Genomic DNA, 21,181 nt, shown 5'->3' on the forward strand with positions numbered 1-21,181 from the left:
CCCTGCTGCGAGGAGAGAAGGAGCACCACCCGAGCCAGGGGTAGCGCGCCCCACGCCCCGGAGGACACGGAATGAATCCCATGTCCCCCGGAGCGTTCAGCCAACGACATCGCCTCGCCGTGCCCGGAACGCCCCCGTGTGAAAACCAGCGCCGGCCCCCGCGCGCCACGCGTTCGCGCCTTGACGGGTGGGGCCACGCCACGTCATCCACCTCCCCCTCCACCGAAGTCACAGGAGCCCCCATGACCCAGATGACCTACCGCCGCCTCGGACGCTCCGGCCTCACCGTCTCCACGGTGGGCCTGGGCTGCAACAACTTCGGCCTGCGCATCGACGCGCAGGGCACGCGCGCCGTCGTGGACGCGGCGCTGGACGCCGGCATCACGCTGTTCGACACGTCGGACTCCTACGGCACGTCGGAGGAGCTGCTGGGCGAGGCGCTGGGCAAGCGCCGGGGCGACGTCATCCTCGCCACCAAGTTCGGCAGCGACCTGAAGGGAGACAACGGCGCGGACTGGGGCGCGCGCGGCTCGCGCCGCTACATCCGCCGCGCCATCGAGCGCTCCCTGCGGCGGCTGCGCACGGACTGGATCGACCTGTACCAGCTGCACTGGCCCGACCCGGCGACGCCGCTCGAGGAGACGCTGAGCGCGCTCACCGAGCTCGTGCGCGAGGGCAAGGTCCGCTACATCGGCTCGTCGAACCTCAAGGGCTGGCAGGTAACGGAAGCCGAGTGGCTCTCCCGCACGCGCGGGATGGAGCGCTTCATCAGCGCCCAGAACGAGTACAGCCTCATCGGCCGCGGCGTGGAGGAGGACCTGGTCCCCGCGCTGCAGGAGCACGGCATCGGCCTGCTCCCCTACTTCCCGCTCGCCAGCGGCCTGCTCACCGGCAAGTACCAGCGCGGCGCGAAGGCGGGCGAGAACACCCGCGTGAAGCAGTGGAACATGGGCGGCCTGCTCGCCGACAAGGTCTTCGACGCCATCGAGAAGCTGGAGACCTTCGCGAAGGAGCGCTCCCTCTCCCTGCTCGACGTGGCCATGGGGGGACTGGCGGCCCGGCCCACCGTGGCCTCCGTCATCGCCGGCGCCACCTCCGCCGAGCAGGTGCGCGCCAACGCCAAGGCCGGCCTGTGGACGCCCAAGCCCGAGGACGCCGCCGCGCTCGAGGCGCTCCTGCCCAAGGGCCGCGGCATCAGCGTCAACGACGTGCTGCGCGGCGAATAGCCGCCGCTACAGCTTGATGACCTCGGTGCCCCGGCGCGGCAGGCTCACCCGGAACTCGGTGTAGGGGCTGGAGCCCGACTCCACCTCCACCGCGCCGTGGTGGGCCTGGATGATCTGCTGGACGATGTAGAGCCCCAGCCCCAGGCCGCCGGTGCGCCCTCGTCGCTGGGCGCCGCCCCGGAACGGGTCGAACAGGTGCGGCTGGAGGTCCAGCGGAATGACGCCCAGGTTCCTCACCGAGAAGCGCACCGCATCCACGTCCGTCCCGTCCAGCCGCAGCTGCACCGGCTCGCTCGCGTCGCCGTGCTGGAGCGCGTTGCCGATGAGGTTCGACGCCACCTGCGCGAGCCGGTCCGAGTCCCAGTCCCCCACCAGGTCTCCCTGCTGGGACACCTCGATGGCGGGCCGCGTCGACGCCGACTGGTGCTCCTGCACCATGCGCAGCACCAGCGCGCCGAAGTCCGTCTCCCCACGTCGGAGCGGGATGCCCCCGGCGAGCCGCGCCCGCGCCAGGTCCAGCACGTCCTCGATCATGCGCCCCATGCGCTTGCCGCTCGACAGCATCCGGCCCGCGGTCTTCCGGACGCGCTCGTCCTCCGAGCGCCGCTGGAGCAGGTCCGCCGCCGTGAGCATGGCGCTCAAGGGGTTGCGCAAATCGTGGCCCAGCACCGCGGTGAACATCTCGTTGAGCCGCAGCGTCTCGGTCAGCTCGTCGAGCTGGCGGGCCAGCTGCTGCTTCTGCCGGTGGAGCTGGAAGAACACCTCCGCCTTGTTGCGCAGCACCAGCGGCTCCAGCGGCTTGTAGAGGAAGTCCACCGCGCCCGTGTCGTAGCCCTTGAAGAGGCGCCGCTTGTCGGTGGAGCCCGCCGTCACGAAGATGATGGGGATGTGCCGCGTGCGCGCCATGCCGCGCATCAGCTCCGCCAGCTCGAAGCCGTCCATCTCCGGCATCTGCACGTCGAGGAACGCCAGCGCCACGTCGTCGTGCTCCAGCAGCAGCTCCAGCGCCTCGGCGCCCGAGCGCGCCTGGAGGACCTCCACGTCGTCGCGCTTGAGCAGCGCGTCCAGCGCGATGAGGTTCTCCTCCAGGTCATCCACGAGCAGGCACTTCACCGCGGGCGACGACTCCTTGTTCTCCTTCCTGGGAGCAATCACCGGTCACCCCTTCTGGAAGATGCGGTCGTCCCGGGACACCACCGAGAACGCCGACTCGTGTTGGGAGAAGCGAATGGACTCGCGGGCGCCCAGGCCCAGGAAGCCCTTGCGGCACAGGGAGTCCTTGAACAGCCCCAGCGCGCGCTCCTGCAGCTCGCGGTCGAAGTAGATGAGCACATTGCGACACGACAGGAACTGGACCTCGGCGAACACGCTGTCGGTCGCGAGGCTGTGGTCCGAGAAGACGACATGCTTCTTGAGCGAGCGGTCGAACACGGCGTTGCCGTACGCCGCCGTGTAGTAGTCCGACAGGGAGCTTCGCGCGCCGGACGCCACGTGGTTCTGGGTGAAGGTGGCGATGCGGTCCACCGGATACACCCCCGCCTCCGCCTTCTGGAGCGCGCCGGGGTTGATGTCCGTCGCGTAGATGAGCGTGCGCTCCAACAGGCCCTCCTCCTTCAGCAGGATGGCCAGCGAGTAGACCTCCTCGCCGGTGGAGCAGCCCGCGACCCACAGCTTCAGCGACGGATAGGTCCGCAGCATCGGCACCACGGACTCGCGCACCGCGCGGAAGTACGAGGGGTCGCGGAACATCTCGCTCACCTGCACGGTGAGGTAGTCCAGCAGCGCCGGGAAGACGAGCGGCTCGTGCAGCAGCCGGTCCTGGAGCTGGGAGAGCGTCTTGCAACCGAAGTTCTCCGCCGCGAGCACCAGCCGCCGCTGCAGCGACACGGTGGCGTAGCGACGGAAGTCGTAGTGGTACTTCAGATAGATGGCATCGAGCAGGAGCCTCAGCTCGATGTCCTGGGCCATGGAGTCCATGCGCGGAAGCAGGCCCGGCCTAGGCCTTGGGCATCCAGACGCGGATGAGCGACAGCAGCTTCTCCACGTCCAGCGGCTTGGCGATGTAGTCGTTCGCGCCCGCCGCCAGGCACTTCTCCTGGTCGTCGCGCATGGCCTTCGCCGTGAGCGCGATGATGGGCAGCTTCTGCCACTCGGCGCGCTTGCGGATCTCGCGCATCGCGGTGATGCCATCCATCTCCGGCATCATGATGTCCATCAGCACCAGGTCCACGCCCTGCGTCGTCTGCGCCAGGCTGTCCGCCAGCCGCTCCAGGGCCTCGCGGCCGTTGCGGGCGATCTCCACCTTCGCGCCCCGGGGCTCCAGCACGCTGGAGAGCGCGAAGATGTTCCGCACGTCGTCCTCCACCACCAGGATGCGCCGTCCGTCCAGCGCCGCCTCCCTGTCGCGGGCGACCTGGAGCATCCGCTGCCGGTCCGGCGGCAGCTTCGACTCCACCTGGTGCAGGAACAGCGTCACCTCGTCCACCAGCCGCTCGGGCGAGCGCGCGCCCTTGATGATGATGGACTTGGAGTAGCGGCGCAGGCGCTGCTCCTCCTCGCGGGTGAGCGAGCGGCCCGTGTAGACGATGACGGGCGGGAACGACACGGTCTCCAGCTCCGCCATCTGCTCGAGCAGCTCGTAGCCGCTCAGGTCCGGCAGGTTCAGGTCCATCACCATGCAGCCGAAGGTGTTCTGCTGGAGCCGCTCCAGCGCCTCCGCCGCGGTGGCGACGCTGTCGATGCGCACGTCCTCGCTCTCCAGCAGCTTCTCGATGCTCTCGCGCTGGCGGGCGTCGTCCTCCACCACCAGCACGCGCTGCACGCCCGGCGACAGGCGCGTCTCCAGCTTGCGCACCGCCTCCATGAGCTGCTCGCGCTTGACGGGCTTGAGCGCGTAGCCCACCGCGCCGCGCTCCAGCGCCTCGCGCGAGGCGTCCGTGACGGAGATGACGTGCACGGGGATGTGCCGCGTCCTCGGGTCGCGCTTGAGGTGGTCCAGCACCATCAACCCGGACTGGTCCGGCAGGTTCATGTCCAGGAGGATGGCGCTCGGCTGGTATGCGACGGCCGCGTCGAAGGCCGCCCCGCCCCGGTCCGTGGCGACGCACAGGAAGCCCAGCTCCCGGGACAGGTCCCTCAGAATCTCCGCGAAGCGCACGTCGTCCTCGACCACCAGGATGAGGCGCGCGCCGGGCGTGTGCCGCTCGCGGTCATCCTCGATGGGCGCGCTCAGCCCCGAGACGCCGTCCGTCTCCGACGGGGCCGGCAGCTGGGCCACCGCGTTGGCCACCCACTGCGTGGACGAGGGCTCGGCGGATGCCGCGGGCCTGGCGCCCGTGCCCGACGTGGCGAGCACCACCGGCACCGTGACGGTGAAGGTGCTCCCCCGCCCCGCCTCGCTCACCACCGTGACGTCGCCGCCCAACAGCCGCGCCAGGTCCCTGGAGATGGACAGCCCCAGCCCCGAGCCGCCGTACTTGCGGTGTGTGCTGCCGTCAGCCTGTCGGAAGGCCTCGAAGATGAGGCCCTGCAGGTGCGCGGGGATGCCGATGCCGGTGTCGCGCACCGCGAACGACACCCGCCCCGGCCCCGCCGGCGACACGCGCAGCGACACCTCGCCCCGCTCGGTGAACTTCAGCGCGTTGGCGAGCAGGTTGCGCACCACCTGCCCCAGCCGCTGCGGGTCCGTCTCCAGCGACTCGGCGCACCCGGGGTCCACGCGCGTGGAGAAGCCAATCTTCTTCTCCTGGGCCAGCACCTGGAACGAGCGCCCCAGCCCCTCCACGAAGCGCGGCAGGCTGAAGACCTCGGGCACCACCTCCACCTTGCCCGCCTCGATTCTCGACAGGTCCAGGATGTCGTTGATGAGCGCGAGCAAATCATTGCCCGCGGAGCTGATGGTCTGCGCGAACTTCACCTGCTCCTCGGTGAGGTTGCCCGTCTTGTTGTCCGCCAGCAGCTTGGCCAGGATGAGCGAGCTGTTGAGCGGCGTGCGCAGCTCGTGGCTCATGTTCGCCAGGAACTCGGACTTGTAGCGGCTGGTGCGCTCCAGCTCCGTGGCCTTCTGCGTCAGCTCCGCCTGCGCCTTCGTGAGCGAGTCGCGCTGGCGCTCCAACAGGCGCGTCTGCGTCTCCAGCTGCACGTTGGTCTGCTCCAGCTCCGCCTGCTGCTGCTCCAGCCGGCCCTGCGAGTCGCGCAGCACGCGGCTCTGCTCCTCGATCTCCTCGTTGGACGCGCGCAGCTCCTCCTGCTGGGCCTGCAGCTCCTCGGACTGACGCCGCGTCTCCTCCAGCAGCTGCTCCAGGCGCGTGCGGTCATTGGCCGAGCGCACCGCCATGGCGATGGGCTCCGCCACCCGCTGGAGCAGCTCCAGGTCCGAGGGGTGCACCGCGTGCAGGAAGCCCAGCTCCACCACCGCGTTCACCTTGCCGTCCACCTGCGTGGGGAACACCACCAGGTGCCTCGGCCGCCCCTGCCCCAGGCTCGAGTTGATGGGCAGGTAGCCCTCCGGGACGTCCTTCACGTGGAAGGTGCGGTTCTCCTTCAGCGCCTGCCCCACCAGGCCCTCGCCGGGGCGCAGCCGCGAGTCCCCTTCTGGGAAGGAGGCGGGCAGCGCGTAGCCCGCGAAGCGGTGGAAGTGGTCCAGCCCGTCCGCCAGGTAGATGGCGCCCACGTGCGCGTCCAGGTACGTGGCCAGGAACTGGAGCACCTGGTCGCCCAGCTGCTCCAGCCCCGGCCCCCCTTGCATCCGCGCGGCCAGCAGCGTCTGCCCCTGCTGCATCCAGCCCTGGATGGAGCGGGCGCGGTAGTCGCGGGACGTCATGTACGCGGAGATGCCCATCAGGGACAGCAGCACCGCGGCGCCCAGCCAGCTGATGACCAGCGACAGCGTCGCCGAGGCCTGGAACGCCGTCGTGCGGTCCGCGAGCAGCCGCCGCTCCTCGTTCTCCATCTGGTCCACGAGGACGCGGATGCGGTTCATCAGCTCGATGCCCTCGTTCGAGCGCACGCGCACGAGGGCTATCTCCCCCTGCCCACCCGTCTTCAAATCAATGGTGGCCTGCAGCTCGGCCAGCTTCGCCTCGACGAGCGGCCTCAAGGCGTCCACCCGCTGCACCTGCGCGGCGTTGTCGGACACGCTCTCGCGGATGCCCACGAGCTGCTCGGAGACGGCGCGGCTGGCGCTGGTGTAGGGCTCCAGGTACGTGCGGTCCCCCGTGAGCAGGAAGCCGCGCTGGCCCGTCTCCGCGTCCTTCAGCGTGGACAGGAGCGTCTTCATCCGCTCGACCACTTCCATCGTGTGGCGCACCAGCGCCGCCGCGTCCGCGTGGGACTCGAGCGAGCGGTACGACAGGATGGCGATGACGAAGATGGCGAGCGCCGCGACGATGAAGCCCGCCAGGGTGGCGGTGGGCAGCAGCGGGCCGAAGCGCGTGGCCCTCGAGCGCGAGCCGTCCGGGGCAGGCGGAGTCATGACTCACGCCCTCCACGAGAGGAGGACTGTCCCTCCTGGGAAACCATCCGACGGACCCGAGGTCCGCGCACACAGCACGGGAGAACACCTGTCATGGGAGAGCGCGTCCGGCAGCGGGGGACCACACGCGGAAGCCTCCCGTAACATGGCTCCGACGACGGCCCGCACCTCCGCCTCGCGCACGATGTCGGCTTTCGTACGTTGAGCGCGGACCTCGACCCGGAGTGCCGCCCTTTCGATGCTCGCGGTCCCGGTCCGCATCAGGGATCTCCCGCATCCGGACGGCTGGAATAGGCTGCGGGCATGCCGACGGACCTCACCCGCCTCCGAGTCTCGGGCTTCCGCTCCCTGCGGGAGGTCGAGCTGCGCCCAGGCGCCATCTGTGTCCTGGTGGACACCGAGGGGACGGCGACGCGCGACTTCGTCCACCTGTTCGAGCTGCTGCGGGCCCTGGCCGAGGGACAGCTCCAGCGGCACTTGAGGGAGGCAGGCGGCTCACCGGCCGCGCCCGGGGGGGAGTCCATCCGGTTGCAGCTGGGCCTGCGGACGGACGACTACGGCGTCGAGCTGCGGCGGACGGGCACGGACACGTGGCGGGTGTGCTGGGAGCTGGCGGACCTGCTCGTCGGGTTGTCCGCGCTGCTGGTGGACCCGGACCTGGACGCGCCTCGCGAGGAGTCCTCGCTGGCGGAGCTGGCCCCCCAGGAGCCGTCGAGAGATCCCCCCGCGGGCACGAGCACCGACGACCTGGAGCGCTGGTACGTGGGCAACGTCCTGGAGAGCGTGCTGTGGGAGATGCGGTGCTTCCTGCGGGGGGTGCGAGTGGAGGGCCGGACGCCCCAGGACGTGGGGACGCTGGTGCTCTTCCAGGCCCCCGACGCGGACCCGCCGCCCGCCGCCATCTGGGACACCGTCCAGCGCGTGCGAGAGACCTCGCGCCATGCCCAGGTGCTGCTGTGCACGGCGTCGGAGTCGCTGGCCGAGGCGTTCGACCCCCGGGAGGTCCTCCGTGTGACGACGCATGACGGGAGCTCGCGGCTCGAGCTCCCCCCGGACGCCTCGCTCAGGCCCCGGTGAGGCTCACGGCACGAAGCGCCACACCCGCACGGCCACGTCACCACCGCCCGTGGCGATGAGGTCCTCCGCGGAGCGCCACGACACGGCGGCGACGCCCCTCTCGTGGAAGCCGATGACTTCGGCGGGGCTCTCGAACCGGGCCGTGTCCCAGACCAGGACCTGTCCAGCCAGGGACCCTCCCACGAAGCGGCGCCCGTCCGGACTCCACGTGAGCGACAGCGGCCAGACGGAGGTGGTCGCCGACATGACGAGGCTGCCCGTGGCGACCTCGCGCACGAACAGGCCGACGTTGTTGCCCAACACGAGCCGCGTCCCATCCGGGCTCAGCGCCGCGGCGAGGAACAGGTCCGCGCCATGCGCCGGGACGGTCGACACCTCGCGGGTGGTGGGGTTCCAGATGGACCAGCCCACGTCCACGAAGGTGGCGACCAGCTGGCCCTGGGGCGTCCACTGCAGCGACAGGACTCGCCGCTCGCCCTCCGGGAAGCGGAACACCTCCGCGCCCGTGCCGACACGGAAGACGCGGATGACACCCCGCTCGGTGGGCAGACCCGGCGAGCTCGCCGCCGTGGCCAGCAGGGTTCCATCCGGGCTCAGGCCGACGTGGTCGATGGCCAGCGTCGCCGGTGACTGGGTGATGGGGAGCTGCGCGTGCGTCCCGTCCGCCGCGTTCCAGAGATGCACGAGGCCGTCATCGCCTCCCGACGCCAGTCGCGTTCCATCCGCGCTCCAGGCGAGCGCCCGCACCCGCTTCCCGCCGGGGCGGGTGAGCGTCCGCAACCACTCACCGCCGGGCCCCCACAGCTGGACCTTTCCCTCGCCCCCGCTGGACGCGAGCATCGCGCCCGTCGGACTCCACGCCACATTCTCCACCGACAGGTCGTGCGCGAGCAGCTCGCTTCGGACCACCGTCGCCTTGTCCAGCTCCAGGGTGAAGACATCGAGGACCGACGTGGGCAGGTCATCCACTACCGCGAAGCGAGGCTCGGTGGGATGGAAGCTCAGCGCGTCGTAGCCCGTGGCGGTGCCCGTCGGCGGCGTCTGGCTGGCATCCACGAGCACGGCGCCCGTGGCCGCGTCCAGCACGAACAGCTTGCGCATCGGGTCGCCCACCGCGAGCCAGCGCCCGTTCGCGCTCCACTCCACCAGCGTCGCCCGGCTCCAGTCGCCCTTGTACGTGGACTCCAGGAGGTAGCCCGCGGTGAGGTAGACCCGGACCTCGCCCTCGAAGCCCACCGCGAAGCGCGTCCCGTCCGGACTCCACGCGAAGCCGCCGGGGATCTCCAAGAGCTCCTCGAGCGTCCGCGTCCCCACGCCGTGGAACTCCACCCACTGCGAGAAGGCGCCGCCCCACCGGCCCGCCTCCATCGCGAGCCGTGAGCCATCCGGGCTCCACGTCAGCGCACGCACGCGGTCCACCGCCGTCAGGGGCGCGCCCTCGCGCTCACCGGTGGCGGCGTCCCAGACATGGACCTCCTTGCTCGCGTTCGTCGCCGTGGCCAGGCGCGCGCCATCCGGGCTCCACGCGAGCGCCTCCACGGCCCCGCCCTGGACGGCCCACGTGCGCAGCGTGGCGCCCGTCACCGCGTCCAGCAGGACCACGCGGCCCGTCGACAGCCCCGCGGCCAGCGTGTTGCCCTCCGGCTTCCACGCGAGCCCGACGAAGCGCGCGTCGGCCGGCGCGAAGATCATCCGCGTCACCGCGCCGCTCCGCGCGTCCCAGATGCGCAGCGGCCCGCCGCTCGAGGTCCCCTCCAACGCGGTGAGCCGCGTCCCGTCGGGGCTCCACTGCGGCGACCCGGGCAGGCGCGCGCCCGAGCGCTGCCAGGACAGCGTCGCGTCGGTCTCCGGCGCGAAGAGCGCGGTCACGAAGCGGTCGCCGTCGATGACCACCTCGCAGCTTCGCGCCGCGCCCTGGCAGGGCTTCATCTCCAGCAGGCGCCACCCCTCGGCGGGCTCGGCCTCCACCGTCATGCGCGTCCCGGTGGCGAAGCGCGCGTCGCACGCCTCCGAGCAGTCGATTCCCACCGGAGTGCTCGTCACGCGCCCCTTCCCCACGACGCGGACCCGCAGCTCCCAGGTGCCCGCCGGCGAGGCGTCCCGGACGGTCAGCGCCACCGCGGCAGACCACTCGCCCGCGGTGCCATGGGCGTCCACCGCGCGGCAGCGGACCTGGAACGTCCCTTCCCGCTCGAAGGTCGCGACCACGCCGGACGTCGTGCCGCTCGGGACCTCCGGAGAGGTGACCAGGCTCGTCGTACCGCCCCAGTCGAAGACATACGTCACGGCGTCGCCATCCGGGTCGGACGCGGTGCAGTGCATGGGCGTCGGCGCGCCGGGCTCCACCACCACCGTGTCGAGCTGGAGCCGGGCCACCCCGGGGGCACGGGAGGGATTGGGGGTGGGCGGCTGTCCACCGGAGGAACAGGCGCCGAGCCACGAGACCAGCAGCAGCACGACGCACAGGGACACGGGACGAGAAGTCATGGGCTCTCACTCGCGCGTCCCGGCCCCCCAGATGCGCGTTGCGCCCATCCCTAATCCCAGACCCCGCCCTTGTCAAAGCCTGTCGTCCCGGCGGCGGGGACTGGATTGCCCCCCGCGGCTACGTTTGCGCGGCCTTGCGCTCCGAATAGAGGGCCCACTCCTCCTTCACCGCCCTGGCGAAGTTCGGGCGCTCGCGCAGCCTCGCCACGTAGGCGCTCAGCGCGGGCCACTTCTTCAGGTCCAGCGGCGTGGCGCCACACCAGTTGAGGACGACGAAGAGATAGGCATCCGCCACGCTGAAGGCGTCGAGGAGGAACTCGCGACCCGACAGGTGCTGCTCCACGACGTCGAGCCTCGCGGGCGCCTTCGCCAGCGCATACTCCTTCACGGCGTTCGGTGAGTGCAGGTCGAACACGGGCGCGAACACCACCTTGTGCAGCTCCGTGGCGATGAAGGACAGCCAGCGGTGGAGCTGCTCCCGGCCCTGCGGGTCCACCGGGGCCAGCTTCGCCTCCGGCCAGCGGTGGGCGATGTACTGGAGGATGGCGGTGCTCTCGAAGAGCAGCGCCCCATCCTCCTTGCGCAGCGCCGGGACGAGCGCCAGCGGATGGACCTCGCGATAGTCCTGTCCCTCCGCGGTCTGCTTCGTCTTGCGGTCCACCGGGATGAAGCGGACGTCCGCGCCGGCCTCGTAGAGGGAGATCCGGGTCGCGAGCGAGCAGGACATCGGCAGGAAATACAGCTGCATGGGCATACCTCCACGAGGCGGGGCTGGATGCCCCTCGGGAACGCCCGTGACTCTGCCCCTCCCCACCCTATGCGTCCAACGCATCCTTGGCATAGGCTCGATGCATGGATGACATCGCTCCGCCTCCGAGCACCCGCCTGGACATCAAGGACCTGCGGGTGGTGATGGCGCTGGCCTCGGCCGGCACGACGGCGCAGGCCGCGTCCCTGCTCCACCTCACCCAGCCCGCCGTCAGCCGCGCCCTGCTCTCCGCGGAGGACAAGCTGGGGGCCTCCCTGTTCGACCGCACGCCGCGCGGGCTCGTGCTCACGGACGCGGGGCGCCGGCTCGTCGCCGGGGCCGGCAAGCTGCTGGTCGAGCTGGGAGAGCTGGAGCGCGAGGTGCGCACCCCCGCCACGCCGCCCGTCCGCCTGCGGCTGGTGTGCGAGTGCTACACGGCCTATCACTGGCTGCCGTCCCTGCTGATGGAGCTGCGCCGCTCCATCCCCCGGCTCACGGTGGACCTGGCGGTGGAGCACACGCTGTCCCCGCTCCCCGCGCTCGAGGCGGGCGACATCGACGTGGCGCTGCTCACCAACTCCCCGCTGCGCCGCTCCTCCACCTTCGAGGTGCGCCCGCTCTTCCACGACGAGCTGGTCTTCGTGGTCGCGCCGTCCCATCCCCTGGCGGCGCGAAAGACGTTCACCGCCGAGGACCTCAAGGCCCACACCCTGCTGACGTCGCACACCCCCAGGGCGCAGGACGTCTGGTTCGTGAACCAGATCTTCGGCCGGGAGCGCCCGCGCCTGCGCGTCGAGCGCATCCCGCTCACGGAGGCCCTGCTGGACCTGGCGCGGGCGGGGCTCGGCGTCGCGGTGCTGTCGGAGTGGATCGTCGCGCCCCACCTCGCGCGCGGCGACCTGGTCCTGCGGCGGCTGGACACCGGGCCCCTGGAGCGGCCGTGGCGCATCGCCTGGCGGAGGGAGGCAGGGGACGCCGCCGCGCGCCTCGGCAAGGCGCTGCTCGGGCTGGCCCCCCAGCGGGTCGCGGAGCTGGACGTGTCACTCCAGCGTGGGTGACGGCGCGTTCACCGGCTCGGGCGGCGTGAGGGCCGGACGGGTGATGAGCTGGTCGATGGACGGCCGCTCGCGACGCTCGAAGGGCGGCAGCTTCACCGCGCGCCCCGTGCGCGCCGACTCCTGGAGCGCGACGACCACCCGCACGTCCGCCAGCCCCTCCCAGCCCGACGGCTCCGGCTCACGCCCCTCCAGGATGCACCGCGAGAAGTAGAGCAGCTCCGGAGCGAACTGGTCCTGGTCCGCGAAGCTCCGCTCCTTTGTCTTCCCGTCCACGGTGAGGAAGTGCTTGCGCTCGGTGCCGTAGCCGAAGCCCGGCTCCACGCGCAGATCCCCCTTGGAGCCGACCACGCGGTAGCTGGAGACCTCCGACGCGGCGTGGCTGATGGCGAACTGCGCCAGCCGCCCGCCGGAGAAGCGCAGCAGCGCGAGCGCCGTGCCGTCCACGCCCTCGAAGCGCGCGTCCGGGTCCTCCTGCGTGAAGCAGACGACTTCCGTGGGCTCGGCGCCGAAGAGGTAGCGCGCGGCGTTGATGGGATAGGGCCCCTCGTCGAGCAGCGCCCCGCCGCCCACCTCCTGGCGCGTGCGGATGTCCCCCGGCCGCGCCTGCTGCGTCATCACCGCGGAGAAGAGCGACGGCTCGCCCAGCGTGCCCGCGCGCACCAGCTCGATGGCGCGCAGGTTCGCCTCCTCGAAGTGGAGCCGGTAGGCAATCATCAGCCGGACGTCGTTCTCGTCCGCGACGCGAATCATCGCCTCGCAGTCCTCCACCGTCGTCGCCATCGGCTTCTCGCACAGCACGTGCACGCCCACCCGCGCGGCGCGCTCGGTGAACTCGCGGTGCATCGTGTTGGGCAGGACGATGTAGGCGGCGTCCACGCGCGCATCGCGGCACACCTGCTCGAAGTCCTCGTAGCCGGCGCACTCCACGCCGTACTGCTTCTTCAAGGCCGCGCGCTTCTCCCGGTCCGAGGAGAAGATGGCCACCAGCTCCGAGTTGTCCTTCGCGTTCTGGAACGCCGGGAGGATGGCCACCTGGGCCAGGTTGCCCGCTCCCACCACCGCATACCGGATTCGCCGCTCACCTTGTCGGGCCATGGACACACGTCCTCCTCTGCGCGTCACGCTGGGCGCCCGGGCCGTGCGTCACAACCCCCGCAGGCACGGCGGCGGGCCCGCACGCGTGCAGGGCGAGCGACAGGGTTCGAGGAAACGAACCGCGCTGCCCAGGTGCGCGCCTCCGCGTCTGGGAGAAGGAGGCACCCGGCGCATGCCTGGAGGCTCGTCCGTCCCGGCGGGCGGGCACGGGCGGGCCTGCCCGCGCTCCCTTCGAGGCACAGGGCAGGTTCCCCCGCCCTCCGGGCCATCCGTACCGTTGGCGGGTACCGAAAGCGACGGAGGACGAAGTCCATGAGCGAGCAAACCCAGGCCAGGGCCGCGGTCGTCTGGAAGAAGGGCGGTCCCTTCCAACTCGAGGACGTCACCATCGACGCGCCCCAGGCCGACGAGGTGCTCGTCCGCATGGTCGCCACCGGCATGTGTCACACGGACATGATCGTCCGGGACCAGTACTACCCGGTGCCCCTGCCCGCGGTGCTCGGACACGAGGGCGCGGGCATCGTCGAGCGCGTGGGCAGCCGGGTGACCAAGGTGGTGCCGGGCGACCACGTCGTCATGGCCTTCACCTTCTGCGGCAAGTGCGACCTGTGCCAGTCCGGGCACCCGGCCTACTGCCGCGAGTTCTTCGCGCGCAACATGGGCGGCGGGCGCATCGACGGCTCCACCGCCACGCAGAAGGAGGGCAAGCCGCTGCACGACCACTTCTTCGGTCAGTCCTCCTTCGGCACGCTGGCCATCGCCACCGAGCGCAACATCGTCAAGGTGCGCAAGGACGTGCCGCTGGAGCTGCTCGGACCGCTCGGCTGCGGCATCTCCACCGGCGCGGGCGCGGTGCTCAACTCGATGAAGGTCACCGCGGGACGTTCGTTCGCGGCGTTCGGCTCCGGCGCGGTGGGCCTCTCCGCCATCATGGCCGCGAGGCTCGCGGGCGCCACCACCCTCATCGCCGTGGACACCAGGCCCCACCGGCTCAAGCTCGCGCTGGAGCTGGGCGCCACGCACGCGGTGAACGGCCAGGACGAGGACGCGGTGGAGTTCATCCGCCGCGTCACCGGCGGCAAGGGCGTGGACTTCACGCTCGAGTCCACCGGCCACCCCAAGGTGCTGCGGCAGGCCGTGGACGCGCTCGACATCCTGGGCACGTGCGGCGTCGTGGGCGCGCCCCCCATGGGCACCACCGCGAGCTTCGACGTGAATGACCTGATGGTGCCCGGCAAGAGCATCCGGGGCATCGTCGAGGGCGACAGCGTGCCGGACGTCTTCATCCCCCAGCTCATCGACCTCTACTCGCAGGGCAGGTTCCCGTTCGACAAGCTGGTGAAGTTCTACCCGCTGACGCAGATCAACGAGGCGGCCAAGGACTCCGAGAAGGGCGACACGCTCAAGCCCGTCATCCGGATGACGCAGTCGAACTGAGACCCCGAAGGAGAGTCCATGGCGGAGCCATCGATTGCCGTCACCGGTTGCACGGGCAAGCTGGGCGGGCGCGTCGCGCGACAGCTCGCCGAGAAGGGCGTCCCCCAGCGGCTCATCGTCCGCGACGAGAAGCGCGCCCCCCACCTGCCCGGCGCCGAGGTGCGCGTCGCGACGTATCAGGACCGGGCCGCGCTCTCCCGGGCGCTGGAGGGCATCAAGACGGTGCTCTTCGTGTCCGCGAAGGAGGCCCCCACGCGGCTCGATGAGCACTTCGCCTTCATCGAGACCGCGGCCTCGGTGGGCGTCCAGACGCTCGTCTACACGTCGTTCCAGGGCGCGGCCCCCCACGCGACGTTCACCTTCGCCAGGGACCACTGGGCCACCGAGAAGAAGCTTCGCGAGCAGCGCTTCGCGTCGGTGGTCCTGCGCGACAGCCTCTACCTGGACTTCCTGCCGATGCTGGCCGGTGAGGACGGCATCATCCGGGGACCCGCGGGCAACGGGCGCGTCGCCGCCGTCGCCCAGTCGGACATCGCCGACGTCGCCACCGCCGTGCTGCTCCATCCGGAGCCGCATCGGGGACAGACGCTCACGCTGACGGGCCCCGCGGCGCTGGGCTTCGACGACATCGCCCAGGTGCTCACGCGGAGGCTCGGCAGGCCCATCCGCTACTACGCCGAGAGCATCGACGAGGCCTACCGCTCGCGCGCCCACTACGGCGCGCCCCAGTGGCAGGTGGACGCGTGGGTCAGCACCTATACGGCCATCGCCTCCGGGGAGATGTCCACCGTCACCTCCGACGTCGAGCGTGTCACGGGCCACCCTCCCCTGGGGCTTGAGGACCTGCCGCTGTCGCCCCCGTGAGCGTGCGTCGGGACGCACCGCGGCACGGAGGGAGGCGGTCGCGACCCACGCGGGAAAAGTGACGAAGGCCCGTAGGATGGCCGCATGAACGCATGGCTTCGTCGCGCGGCGGTTCCGGGTGTCGTCACGCTCCTGCTTACCACGGCCTGTGGAGATCCTCGGGAGGCCCGGGGGGAATGTCGAGGAACCCTCCAGGGAGAACAGGTGGACTGGCCCATCGACGGCGAGTACTCGCGCCTGACGCGAGACCGCTTCGGGGTCATCGACCCGTTGTTGTTCATCAGCTACCTGCCCGACGGGCAGGCGACGCTCTCCGACTTCGGCGTGGACATCGAGCTCGTGGATGGCGCGGCGTTCGACAGGGGCGACGCCCCTCGCACCGCGCAGCTCGTCAACACCGGCGCTGCCCTGGCCCCCGAGGAGGGCTCCGGGGTGAAGCGCTGGCGCCCCACGCGCTCGGACTCGGGGGGCAGCGGCACGGGCTACCCGGAGCGCTCGGGGGTCCCCGCGAGCGGCACGTTGACGGTGGAGGTGCTGGCGGATGATCACGCCGAGGGCCACTTCGTCTATCGCTATGCGAGTGGAGACGAGCTGAAGTGCACCTTCGACATCCCCACGCCCGCGGCCGCCGGGAGCGTCTGGGATGGCGCGGGCGACGGCGATGACGATGACGACGACTGAGCCACCGTGAAGCTCAGCCCGCGGGGAACCACCACGACAGCTTGAGCGCGAAGGTGTGTCCCCCCGGGCTCAGCAGCGCGTCGCCCAGCGCCTTGGGCGCCAGCGCGTTGCCCCCGAGCGAATCCGCGGAGCGGTCCTGCTGCCACACCGCGTAGAGCGTGCTGCCCGGGCGCCACTCCCAGCGCAGCACCACGTTGCTGCGGAAGGAGCGGACGTTGAAGTCCTGGTTGGCCAGCTGGAAGCCGCTCGCGCCGTCCGTCACGTCCCAGTCCCCGTTCTCGCCTCGAGACAGCGACGTGCCGTCCTGGCCGTACCTGCGCAGCTGACGTCCCCGCGCCCGGGCCAGCTCACCGGGCGCGCTGAAGACACCGCTGGACGCGAACGGCTCCGCGTAGGCCTCCAGGCTCAGGTCCGGGGTGATGAAGAGGTTGGCGCGAAAGCGCAGCGCCAGCTCGCGGCGTCGCACCGCGCCGAAGACGTAGCGCCGCGCATACGTCTCCTCCCGGCCGCCCTCCAGCGTGGCCATGTACTGACGGGCCTCCGTGTACAGCGAGCCCACGGGCTCCACCGACAGGCGCAGGTTGCGCAGGGGCTGCACGGTGACGGTGCCCGTCAAGGTTCCACCGCCGCTGCCGTCCTCGTATGTCCACGCCAGCGCGTCCACCTCCCACAGGTTCGTCCCGGAGGCGTTGTTGTTCAGGAGCAGGTTCGCCTCCAGTCCCTGGGGCGTCTGCATCAGCGGACCGCCGCGCGTCAGCTGGTCCGAGAACGCGCGGGGGTAGTAGGTGACGAGCAGGCTGGCCTCCCAGAAGTTGGGGAAGGTCACCTCGCCGTTGAGCATGAACTGGTTCACGGTGCGCGTGCCGCCGTGGTTCCAGTTGCCGTACGTCAGGAGGCCCACCTTGTAGCCGCGCAGGAACGTGCCGGGGTTCGTCTCGCGGTAGTACAGCCCCAGGTTCAGGTCCACGTCGTCCGTGGTGCTCAGCCGGCCCAGCTCGTTGAGCTCGAAGCCCGGGGACTCCACGCCCACGCTGCCGTTCCACAGCCAGTGCTCGCCGCTCTGGCGCACCACCTTCGCGCCCACGGTGTAGCCCGACATCGAGCGCGCCTCCGGATCCAACCGGACGTAGGTCTGGTCCGGCCGCTGGAAGTAGCGCGCGCTGGAGCGCTGCAGCCGGCTGATGGCCGCCGGGTCGCCTCGCACCAGGCTGCCGCCCGCGAATCCGGAGACGATGTACTCGCCGTCGCGCAGCCGCAGCCGGAAGTCCGCGCCGCCCGTGTACGCCTCGCGCGCCAGCTCCCCCGTGCGCCCCTCGCCCTCGCCGATGTCTCGGTGGACGGTGGTGAGCGTGGCGCCCACCGTCGAGCCCCTGCCCAGCTCCTGCTGCGCGCGCAGCACGCCGAAGCCCGTGCGCGAGTCCACCTTCACGCGCCCCTGCTCCTGGGTCGCGAAGTCGTACGTGTCCGCGTAGCCCTCGCCCGTGAGGGCTCCCAGCACGCCCAGCGACAGCCCCGACGACAGGCGCCCGGTGAGCTTCGCCGCGCCCCAGATGGGCGTCGCCCGCGAGGGCTCCACGTAGTCCGCGCTGGCGCGCAGCCGCGGCGCCGCGCCGATGCGCCGCGAGTAGAAGTACGCGGGCCCGTTGTTGTTCGTGTTGTTGTTGTTGAACAGCTGGCTGCCCTCGGTGAAGAAGGGCCGCCGCTCGTCGACCACCACCTCGAAGTCCGTGAGGTTGACCTGGGCCGGGTCCGCGTCGATCTGCCCGAAGTCCGGGTTCACCGTCACGTCCAGGTTCAGGTTGGGCCCCAGCCCCACCTTGCCGTCCACGCCCACGCGCGCCGAGTACGCGCGCCGGTCCTCGAAGGGCGTGCCCTCGCGCGGGTTGGCGCCCGAGTCCAGGCGCCAGTCCCCCGTCACGTACGGCAGCAGCTCGACGCGACGCGATGGCGCCACGCCGCGCAGGCCCGACAGCTCGCCGAAGCGCGAGGACCAGCCGGTGATGTCGCGCGGCACCACCACCCAGAAGTCGTCCTCGTTGCGACGCGGGATGACGCGCTGGATGTTGAGGCCCCACACCTGCTCGTCGGCCGCGTCGAAGCGCAGCTGCGAGAAGGGGATGCGCAGCTCCGCCACCCACCCGTCCGCCGTCCGCGTGGTGCGCGCCTCCCACACCGGGTTGAAGGACAGGTCGACGACGTACTCGTGGTCATCCGGGTGGTACCAGTCCACCCGCACCCCGGCCGCGGTGACGGCGAAGCTGTAGGCCGTGCGCCTGTCGCGGTACGTGTCCAGGGAGATGATGAGCCGCTCGGCCGAGCCGCTCTCGTCCCGCCGGGTCATCACCGTCTCGATGTCCTCCGGGCCCAGGCTGGACATGCGCGCGCCCACGTAGAGCGCGTCCGCGTCGTACACGAAGGCGACCTCGGTCTTCACCGAGGCGGGCATGCCCTGCACGGGCTCCTTCTGGAGGAAGTCGCTGGTGAAGGCGGCGCTGCTCCACGCGTCGTCATCCAGCACGCCGTCCAGCGAGGGCCCCTTGTCCACCCGGCTCGCCTGGAGGCGGCGCCCCTCCACCTCCACCGTGGGCACCTGCGCGAGGACGGACGGCCCCCACGCCAGCAGCAGGAGGACGAGCCAGCCTGGTGCCCGGCCCACGCGTGCACCGCGCCTGTCGACGAGGGCCTCCACGCGTCCGCTCACTCCACGCTGACGGCCGCGCGAGGGGGCTCCACCCGGGGAGCGGCGCGCAGCGCGGTGACGGCCCGGGCCAGTCGGGTGCCCGCCACCAGCGCCGCCACCATCAGGATGACGCCCGCAAGCCCCGTGATCCGCCGCGTGTCCACCAGGTCGATGAGGTAGCCCGCGCTGCTGGCGCCCAGCAGCAGGCACGCGGTGCTCACGGAGCGGAAGACGCCCATCACCCGGCCCAGCAGCCCCAGCTCCACGTGCGTCTGCATCAGCGGCCCCAGGCCCACGTTGAGCAGCACGTTGCCCAGGCCGATGAACACCATGCCGCCCATCGCCACCGCGAGCGTCGGCGCCACCGCCATCAGCAGCACGCCCAGGCCACACACGCCCAGCCCCAGCCCCGGCAGCCACTCCAGCCGGAGCCGCCGGTGAAGGCTCCCCGCCACGGCGAAGCCCGCGAACATGGACACGCCCAAGGTCGTGCCCAGCCACGCCAGCCGCTCCTCGGGCAGCCCCAGCTCCCGCGTCACCAGGTAGAGCTGCACCACCTCGATGAGCCCCGAGGCCGCCATCGCCAGCGCGCCCAGCCCCAGCAGGCTGCGCACGAACACGCTGCCCCGGACGTACGCGAGCCCCTCCTTCGCCTCGCGCAGCACGGACGTGCCTTGCGCGGACGGCACGCTCACGCAGCGCGCGCGGATGGCCAGGTTGATGCACATGGCCACCAGGAAGGACGCCGAGTCGAGCGCGAAGCTCACCCACGGCCCCAGCACGAAGTAGATGCCCGTGCCCAGCGCCATGCCGAGAATCATGATGGCGCTCGTCGTGGCCTGCCTGAGCGAGCTGGCCGCCACCAGGTCCTCGCGTGGCACCGTGGAGCGGATCAACGCCACCCGCGCCGGGTCATACAGCTGCTCCACCGCGCTGGAGCAGAAGGCCACCGCGTACGCCAGCGGCAGGCTCTGCTTCGCCACCGCCACCAGCTGCAACAGGCTCAGCACGCACCGTGCGGCGTCACAGAACACCATGACGCTGCGCCGCTCCCACCGGTCCGCCAGCGTCCCCGCCGTCAGCCCCAAGAGGAGCGCGGGCGCCGTCGTCGCCACGGTGATGGCCGCCGTGGCCACGGGGGACTCGCCCCCCGTGACGGAGAAGACCCAGAACAAAAGCGCCATGTTGCGCAGCCAGTCCCCGAGCCCGGAGACCAGCTGGCCACACCAGATGAGCGCGAAGTCACGATGTCTCAGGACCGCGAAGATGGGAGCCCCCTGCCGCTCAGCTGTCGCGCTCGGAGCGCATCTCGCCCATCGCCACCACCACCCGACGCGCCCCCGCGAAGGGCGTCCGGCCATGGGTCACGAGCATGTTGTCCAGCAGCATCACGTCCCCCGCCTGCCAGGGGAACGCGAACGTCGTCTTCAGGAACGCCTCGCGCACCTCCTCCAGGTCCGCGTCCCGGATGGGCGTGCCATCCCCGTACAGGCTGTTGCGCGGCAGGTCCTCCTCCTTGAAGACCATCCGCATCGCCGCGCTCACCTTCGGCCCCAGATTGGATACGTGGAAAAGATGCGCCTGGTTGAACCAGACATCCTCTCCGGTGAGGGGGTGCTTCATGACCGCAGGGCGCACCGAGCGGGTCCGCAAGCGGTTTCCGCCCAACCACTCCGCCTGAATTCCCACACGCTCACAGTACGCGTCCACCTGGGCCCGGTCCTCGGTCTGGAAGACTTTCTGCCAGGGGAGGTCAACGCCCGTGCCGTAATTTCTCACATACATCACCCGATTCCGGGTGAAGCGCTCACGCACTTCGGGTGAGAGGCATTCCAGGACGGCCCGGCTGTCTGCGATGGGTGTGGCGCCACCCTCCAGAGAAGGTTGTACGCAGTGAAAGAACAACTTCATCGGCCAGGCCGACGCGTACGACATTTCATTGTGTTGCGGAATGGTTTCGTTCGCGGGGTACTCGGTGGATGTGTACACCTTGCCACTGACTTCCGTACGTGGCGTGGAACGCTCCTGATACTCGGCCAGGGACGGCTGGATACACTCCGCGAAGCGCTCGAACGCCTCCACGCCCGGCACACGAAAGCCGCGAAAGAGCATGGCCGGCCGCTGTGAGAGCAGGTGCCTCAGCGCCTCTGCGTGAGCCCGTCCCCACTCGACCAGGTCCACGCCCTCCCGCTCGGGGCCGAGCGCCAGCAGACACGGCGGTGCCCCTGGCAGCGCACGCTGCGACACGTCCGACAGTACTCGCAGATCCAACGGCTTCTCCTACTCCACCAGAGCCCTCGGCTCCGCGCGGACATGGACCCTGTGTGACACACCCTCATGCCGGGCGTGCTTCAC

The 21,181-nt window shown here is 70.9% G+C and carries 15 protein-coding genes; 6 read left to right on the forward strand and 9 right to left on the reverse strand.

The genetic code is table 11. From position 1 onward, the window contains the following. Positions 1-242: 242 nt before the first annotated feature. Positions 243-1,226, forward strand: coding sequence for an aldo/keto reductase (locus tag AC6JA9_RS25645; protein ID WP_223747590.1), 984 nt, complete (start codon positions 243-245; stop codon positions 1,224-1,226). Positions 1,227-1,232: 6 nt separating this feature from the next. Here the strand turns inward: AC6JA9_RS25645 and AC6JA9_RS25650 are convergent, their stop codons facing one another. Genes AC6JA9_RS25650 through AC6JA9_RS25660 form a run of 3 tightly spaced genes read right to left on the reverse strand, consistent with a single transcriptional unit; the run spans position 1,233 to position 6,699 of the window. Next, complete coding sequence (locus AC6JA9_RS25650) at positions 1,233-2,381, reverse strand: hybrid sensor histidine kinase/response regulator (protein WP_497957981.1); 1,149 nt, start codon at positions 2,379-2,381, stop codon at positions 1,233-1,235. A gap of 3 nt (positions 2,382-2,384) precedes the next feature. Then, positions 2,385-3,194 carry a CheR family methyltransferase gene (locus AC6JA9_RS25655; RefSeq protein WP_223747588.1) on the reverse strand — a complete coding sequence of 270 codons (810 nt, stop codon included), beginning with the start codon at positions 3,192-3,194 and terminating at the stop codon, positions 2,385-2,387. 28 nt (positions 3,195-3,222) lie between these two features. Further along, the gene (locus AC6JA9_RS25660) at positions 3,223-6,699 is read right to left on the reverse strand and encodes a response regulator (RefSeq protein ID WP_497957982.1); all 3,477 of its coding nucleotides are present in this window, start codon (positions 6,697-6,699) and stop codon (positions 3,223-3,225) included. A 303-nt stretch (positions 6,700-7,002) separates the two neighbouring features. On the opposite strand from AC6JA9_RS25660, the gene AC6JA9_RS25665 reads away from it, so the two are divergent. After that, positions 7,003-7,776 carry an AAA family ATPase gene (locus tag AC6JA9_RS25665; RefSeq protein WP_223785129.1) on the forward strand — a complete coding sequence of 258 codons (774 nt, stop codon included), beginning with the start codon at positions 7,003-7,005 and terminating at the stop codon, positions 7,774-7,776. A 3-nt stretch (positions 7,777-7,779) separates the two neighbouring features. On the opposite strand, the gene AC6JA9_RS25670 is transcribed toward AC6JA9_RS25665, so the two are convergent. Then, positions 7,780-10,263, reverse strand: a complete 2,484-nt coding sequence (locus AC6JA9_RS25670; protein ID WP_497957983.1) for a WD40 repeat domain-containing protein — start codon at positions 10,261-10,263, stop codon at positions 7,780-7,782. A 118-nt stretch (positions 10,264-10,381) separates the two neighbouring features. Further along, positions 10,382-11,011: a glutathione binding-like protein gene (locus AC6JA9_RS25675; RefSeq protein WP_223747584.1), complete on the reverse strand. Its 630-nt coding sequence runs from the start codon at positions 11,009-11,011 to the stop codon at positions 10,382-10,384. A gap of 104 nt (positions 11,012-11,115) precedes the next feature. On the opposite strand from AC6JA9_RS25675, the gene AC6JA9_RS25680 reads away from it, so the two are divergent. Continuing rightward, on the forward strand, positions 11,116-12,069 hold the full coding sequence (locus AC6JA9_RS25680; RefSeq protein WP_223747583.1) for a LysR family transcriptional regulator: 954 nt from the start codon (positions 11,116-11,118) through the stop codon (positions 12,067-12,069). On the opposite strand, the gene AC6JA9_RS25685 is transcribed toward AC6JA9_RS25680, so the two are convergent. Beyond that, positions 12,052-13,164 (reverse strand): Gfo/Idh/MocA family protein, encoded by a 1,113-nt coding sequence (locus AC6JA9_RS25685; RefSeq protein ID WP_408890055.1) that lies wholly within the window; start codon positions 13,162-13,164, stop codon positions 12,052-12,054. The two genes, AC6JA9_RS25680 and AC6JA9_RS25685, sit on opposite strands and share 18 nt — an antisense overlap. A gap of 312 nt (positions 13,165-13,476) precedes the next feature. On the opposite strand from AC6JA9_RS25685, the gene AC6JA9_RS25690 reads away from it, so the two are divergent. The 3 genes from AC6JA9_RS25690 (at position 13,477) to AC6JA9_RS25700 (ending at position 16,146) form a co-directional block, all read left to right on the forward strand. Next, positions 13,477-14,601 carry an NAD(P)-dependent alcohol dehydrogenase gene (locus AC6JA9_RS25690; protein WP_223785125.1) on the forward strand — a complete coding sequence of 375 codons (1,125 nt, stop codon included), beginning with the start codon at positions 13,477-13,479 and terminating at the stop codon, positions 14,599-14,601. Between the two features lie 18 nt (positions 14,602-14,619). Beyond that, positions 14,620-15,465: an SDR family oxidoreductase gene (locus tag AC6JA9_RS25695; RefSeq protein WP_223785124.1), complete on the forward strand. Its 846-nt coding sequence runs from the start codon at positions 14,620-14,622 to the stop codon at positions 15,463-15,465. A gap of 204 nt (positions 15,466-15,669) precedes the next feature. After that, positions 15,670-16,146, forward strand: coding sequence for a hypothetical protein (locus tag AC6JA9_RS25700; RefSeq protein ID WP_228556886.1), 477 nt, complete (start codon positions 15,670-15,672; stop codon positions 16,144-16,146). 13 nt (positions 16,147-16,159) lie between these two features. Here the strand turns inward: AC6JA9_RS25700 and AC6JA9_RS25705 are convergent, their stop codons facing one another. Genes AC6JA9_RS25705 through AC6JA9_RS25715 form a run of 3 tightly spaced genes read right to left on the reverse strand, consistent with a single transcriptional unit; the run spans position 16,160 to position 21,097 of the window. Continuing rightward, positions 16,160-18,835 (reverse strand): DUF5916 domain-containing protein, encoded by a 2,676-nt coding sequence (locus tag AC6JA9_RS25705; RefSeq protein WP_497957984.1) that lies wholly within the window; start codon positions 18,833-18,835, stop codon positions 16,160-16,162. 8 nt (positions 18,836-18,843) lie between these two features. After that, positions 18,844-20,187 carry an MFS transporter gene (locus AC6JA9_RS25710; protein WP_223747578.1) on the reverse strand — a complete coding sequence of 448 codons (1,344 nt, stop codon included), beginning with the start codon at positions 20,185-20,187 and terminating at the stop codon, positions 18,844-18,846. Further along, a complete protein-coding gene (locus AC6JA9_RS25715; protein ID WP_426746013.1) occupies positions 20,111-21,097 on the reverse strand; it encodes a TauD/TfdA family dioxygenase in 987 nt (328 codons plus the stop codon). The genes AC6JA9_RS25710 and AC6JA9_RS25715 overlap by 77 nt, the downstream gene beginning before the upstream one ends. Positions 21,098-21,181 lie beyond the last annotated feature (84 nt).

Source organism: Myxococcus sp. MH1 (genome assembly GCF_059738865.1).

Bases quoted from the DNA above. Each gene is read 5' to 3' on its own strand.
- AC6JA9_RS25710 (WP_223747578.1), bottom strand. From the start codon at position 20,187: ATGGCCGGACGCCCTTCGCGGGGGCGCGTCGGGTGGTGGTGGCGATGG.
- AC6JA9_RS25675 (WP_223747584.1), bottom strand. From the start codon at position 11,011: ATGCAGCTGTATTTCCTGCCGATGTCCTGCTCGCTCGCGACCCGGATC.
- AC6JA9_RS25695 (WP_223785124.1), top strand. From the start codon at position 14,620: ATGGCGGAGCCATCGATTGCCGTCACCGGTTGCACGGGCAAGCTGGGC.
- AC6JA9_RS25660 (WP_497957982.1), bottom strand. From the start codon at position 6,699: ATGACTCCGCCTGCCCCGGACGGCTCGCGCTCGAGGGCCACGCGCTTC.
- AC6JA9_RS25655 (WP_223747588.1), bottom strand. From the start codon at position 3,194: ATGGCCCAGGACATCGAGCTGAGGCTCCTGCTCGATGCCATCTATCTG.
- AC6JA9_RS25680 (WP_223747583.1), top strand. From the start codon at position 11,116: ATGGATGACATCGCTCCGCCTCCGAGCACCCGCCTGGACATCAAGGAC.
- AC6JA9_RS25645 (WP_223747590.1), top strand. From the start codon at position 243: ATGACCCAGATGACCTACCGCCGCCTCGGACGCTCCGGCCTCACCGTC.
- AC6JA9_RS25670 (WP_497957983.1), bottom strand. From the start codon at position 10,263: ATGACTTCTCGTCCCGTGTCCCTGTGCGTCGTGCTGCTGCTGGTCTCG.
- AC6JA9_RS25685 (WP_408890055.1), bottom strand. From the start codon at position 13,164: ATGGCCCGACAAGGTGAGCGGCGAATCCGGTATGCGGTGGTGGGAGCG.
- AC6JA9_RS25665 (WP_223785129.1), top strand. From the start codon at position 7,003: ATGCCGACGGACCTCACCCGCCTCCGAGTCTCGGGCTTCCGCTCCCTG.
- AC6JA9_RS25690 (WP_223785125.1), top strand. From the start codon at position 13,477: ATGAGCGAGCAAACCCAGGCCAGGGCCGCGGTCGTCTGGAAGAAGGGC.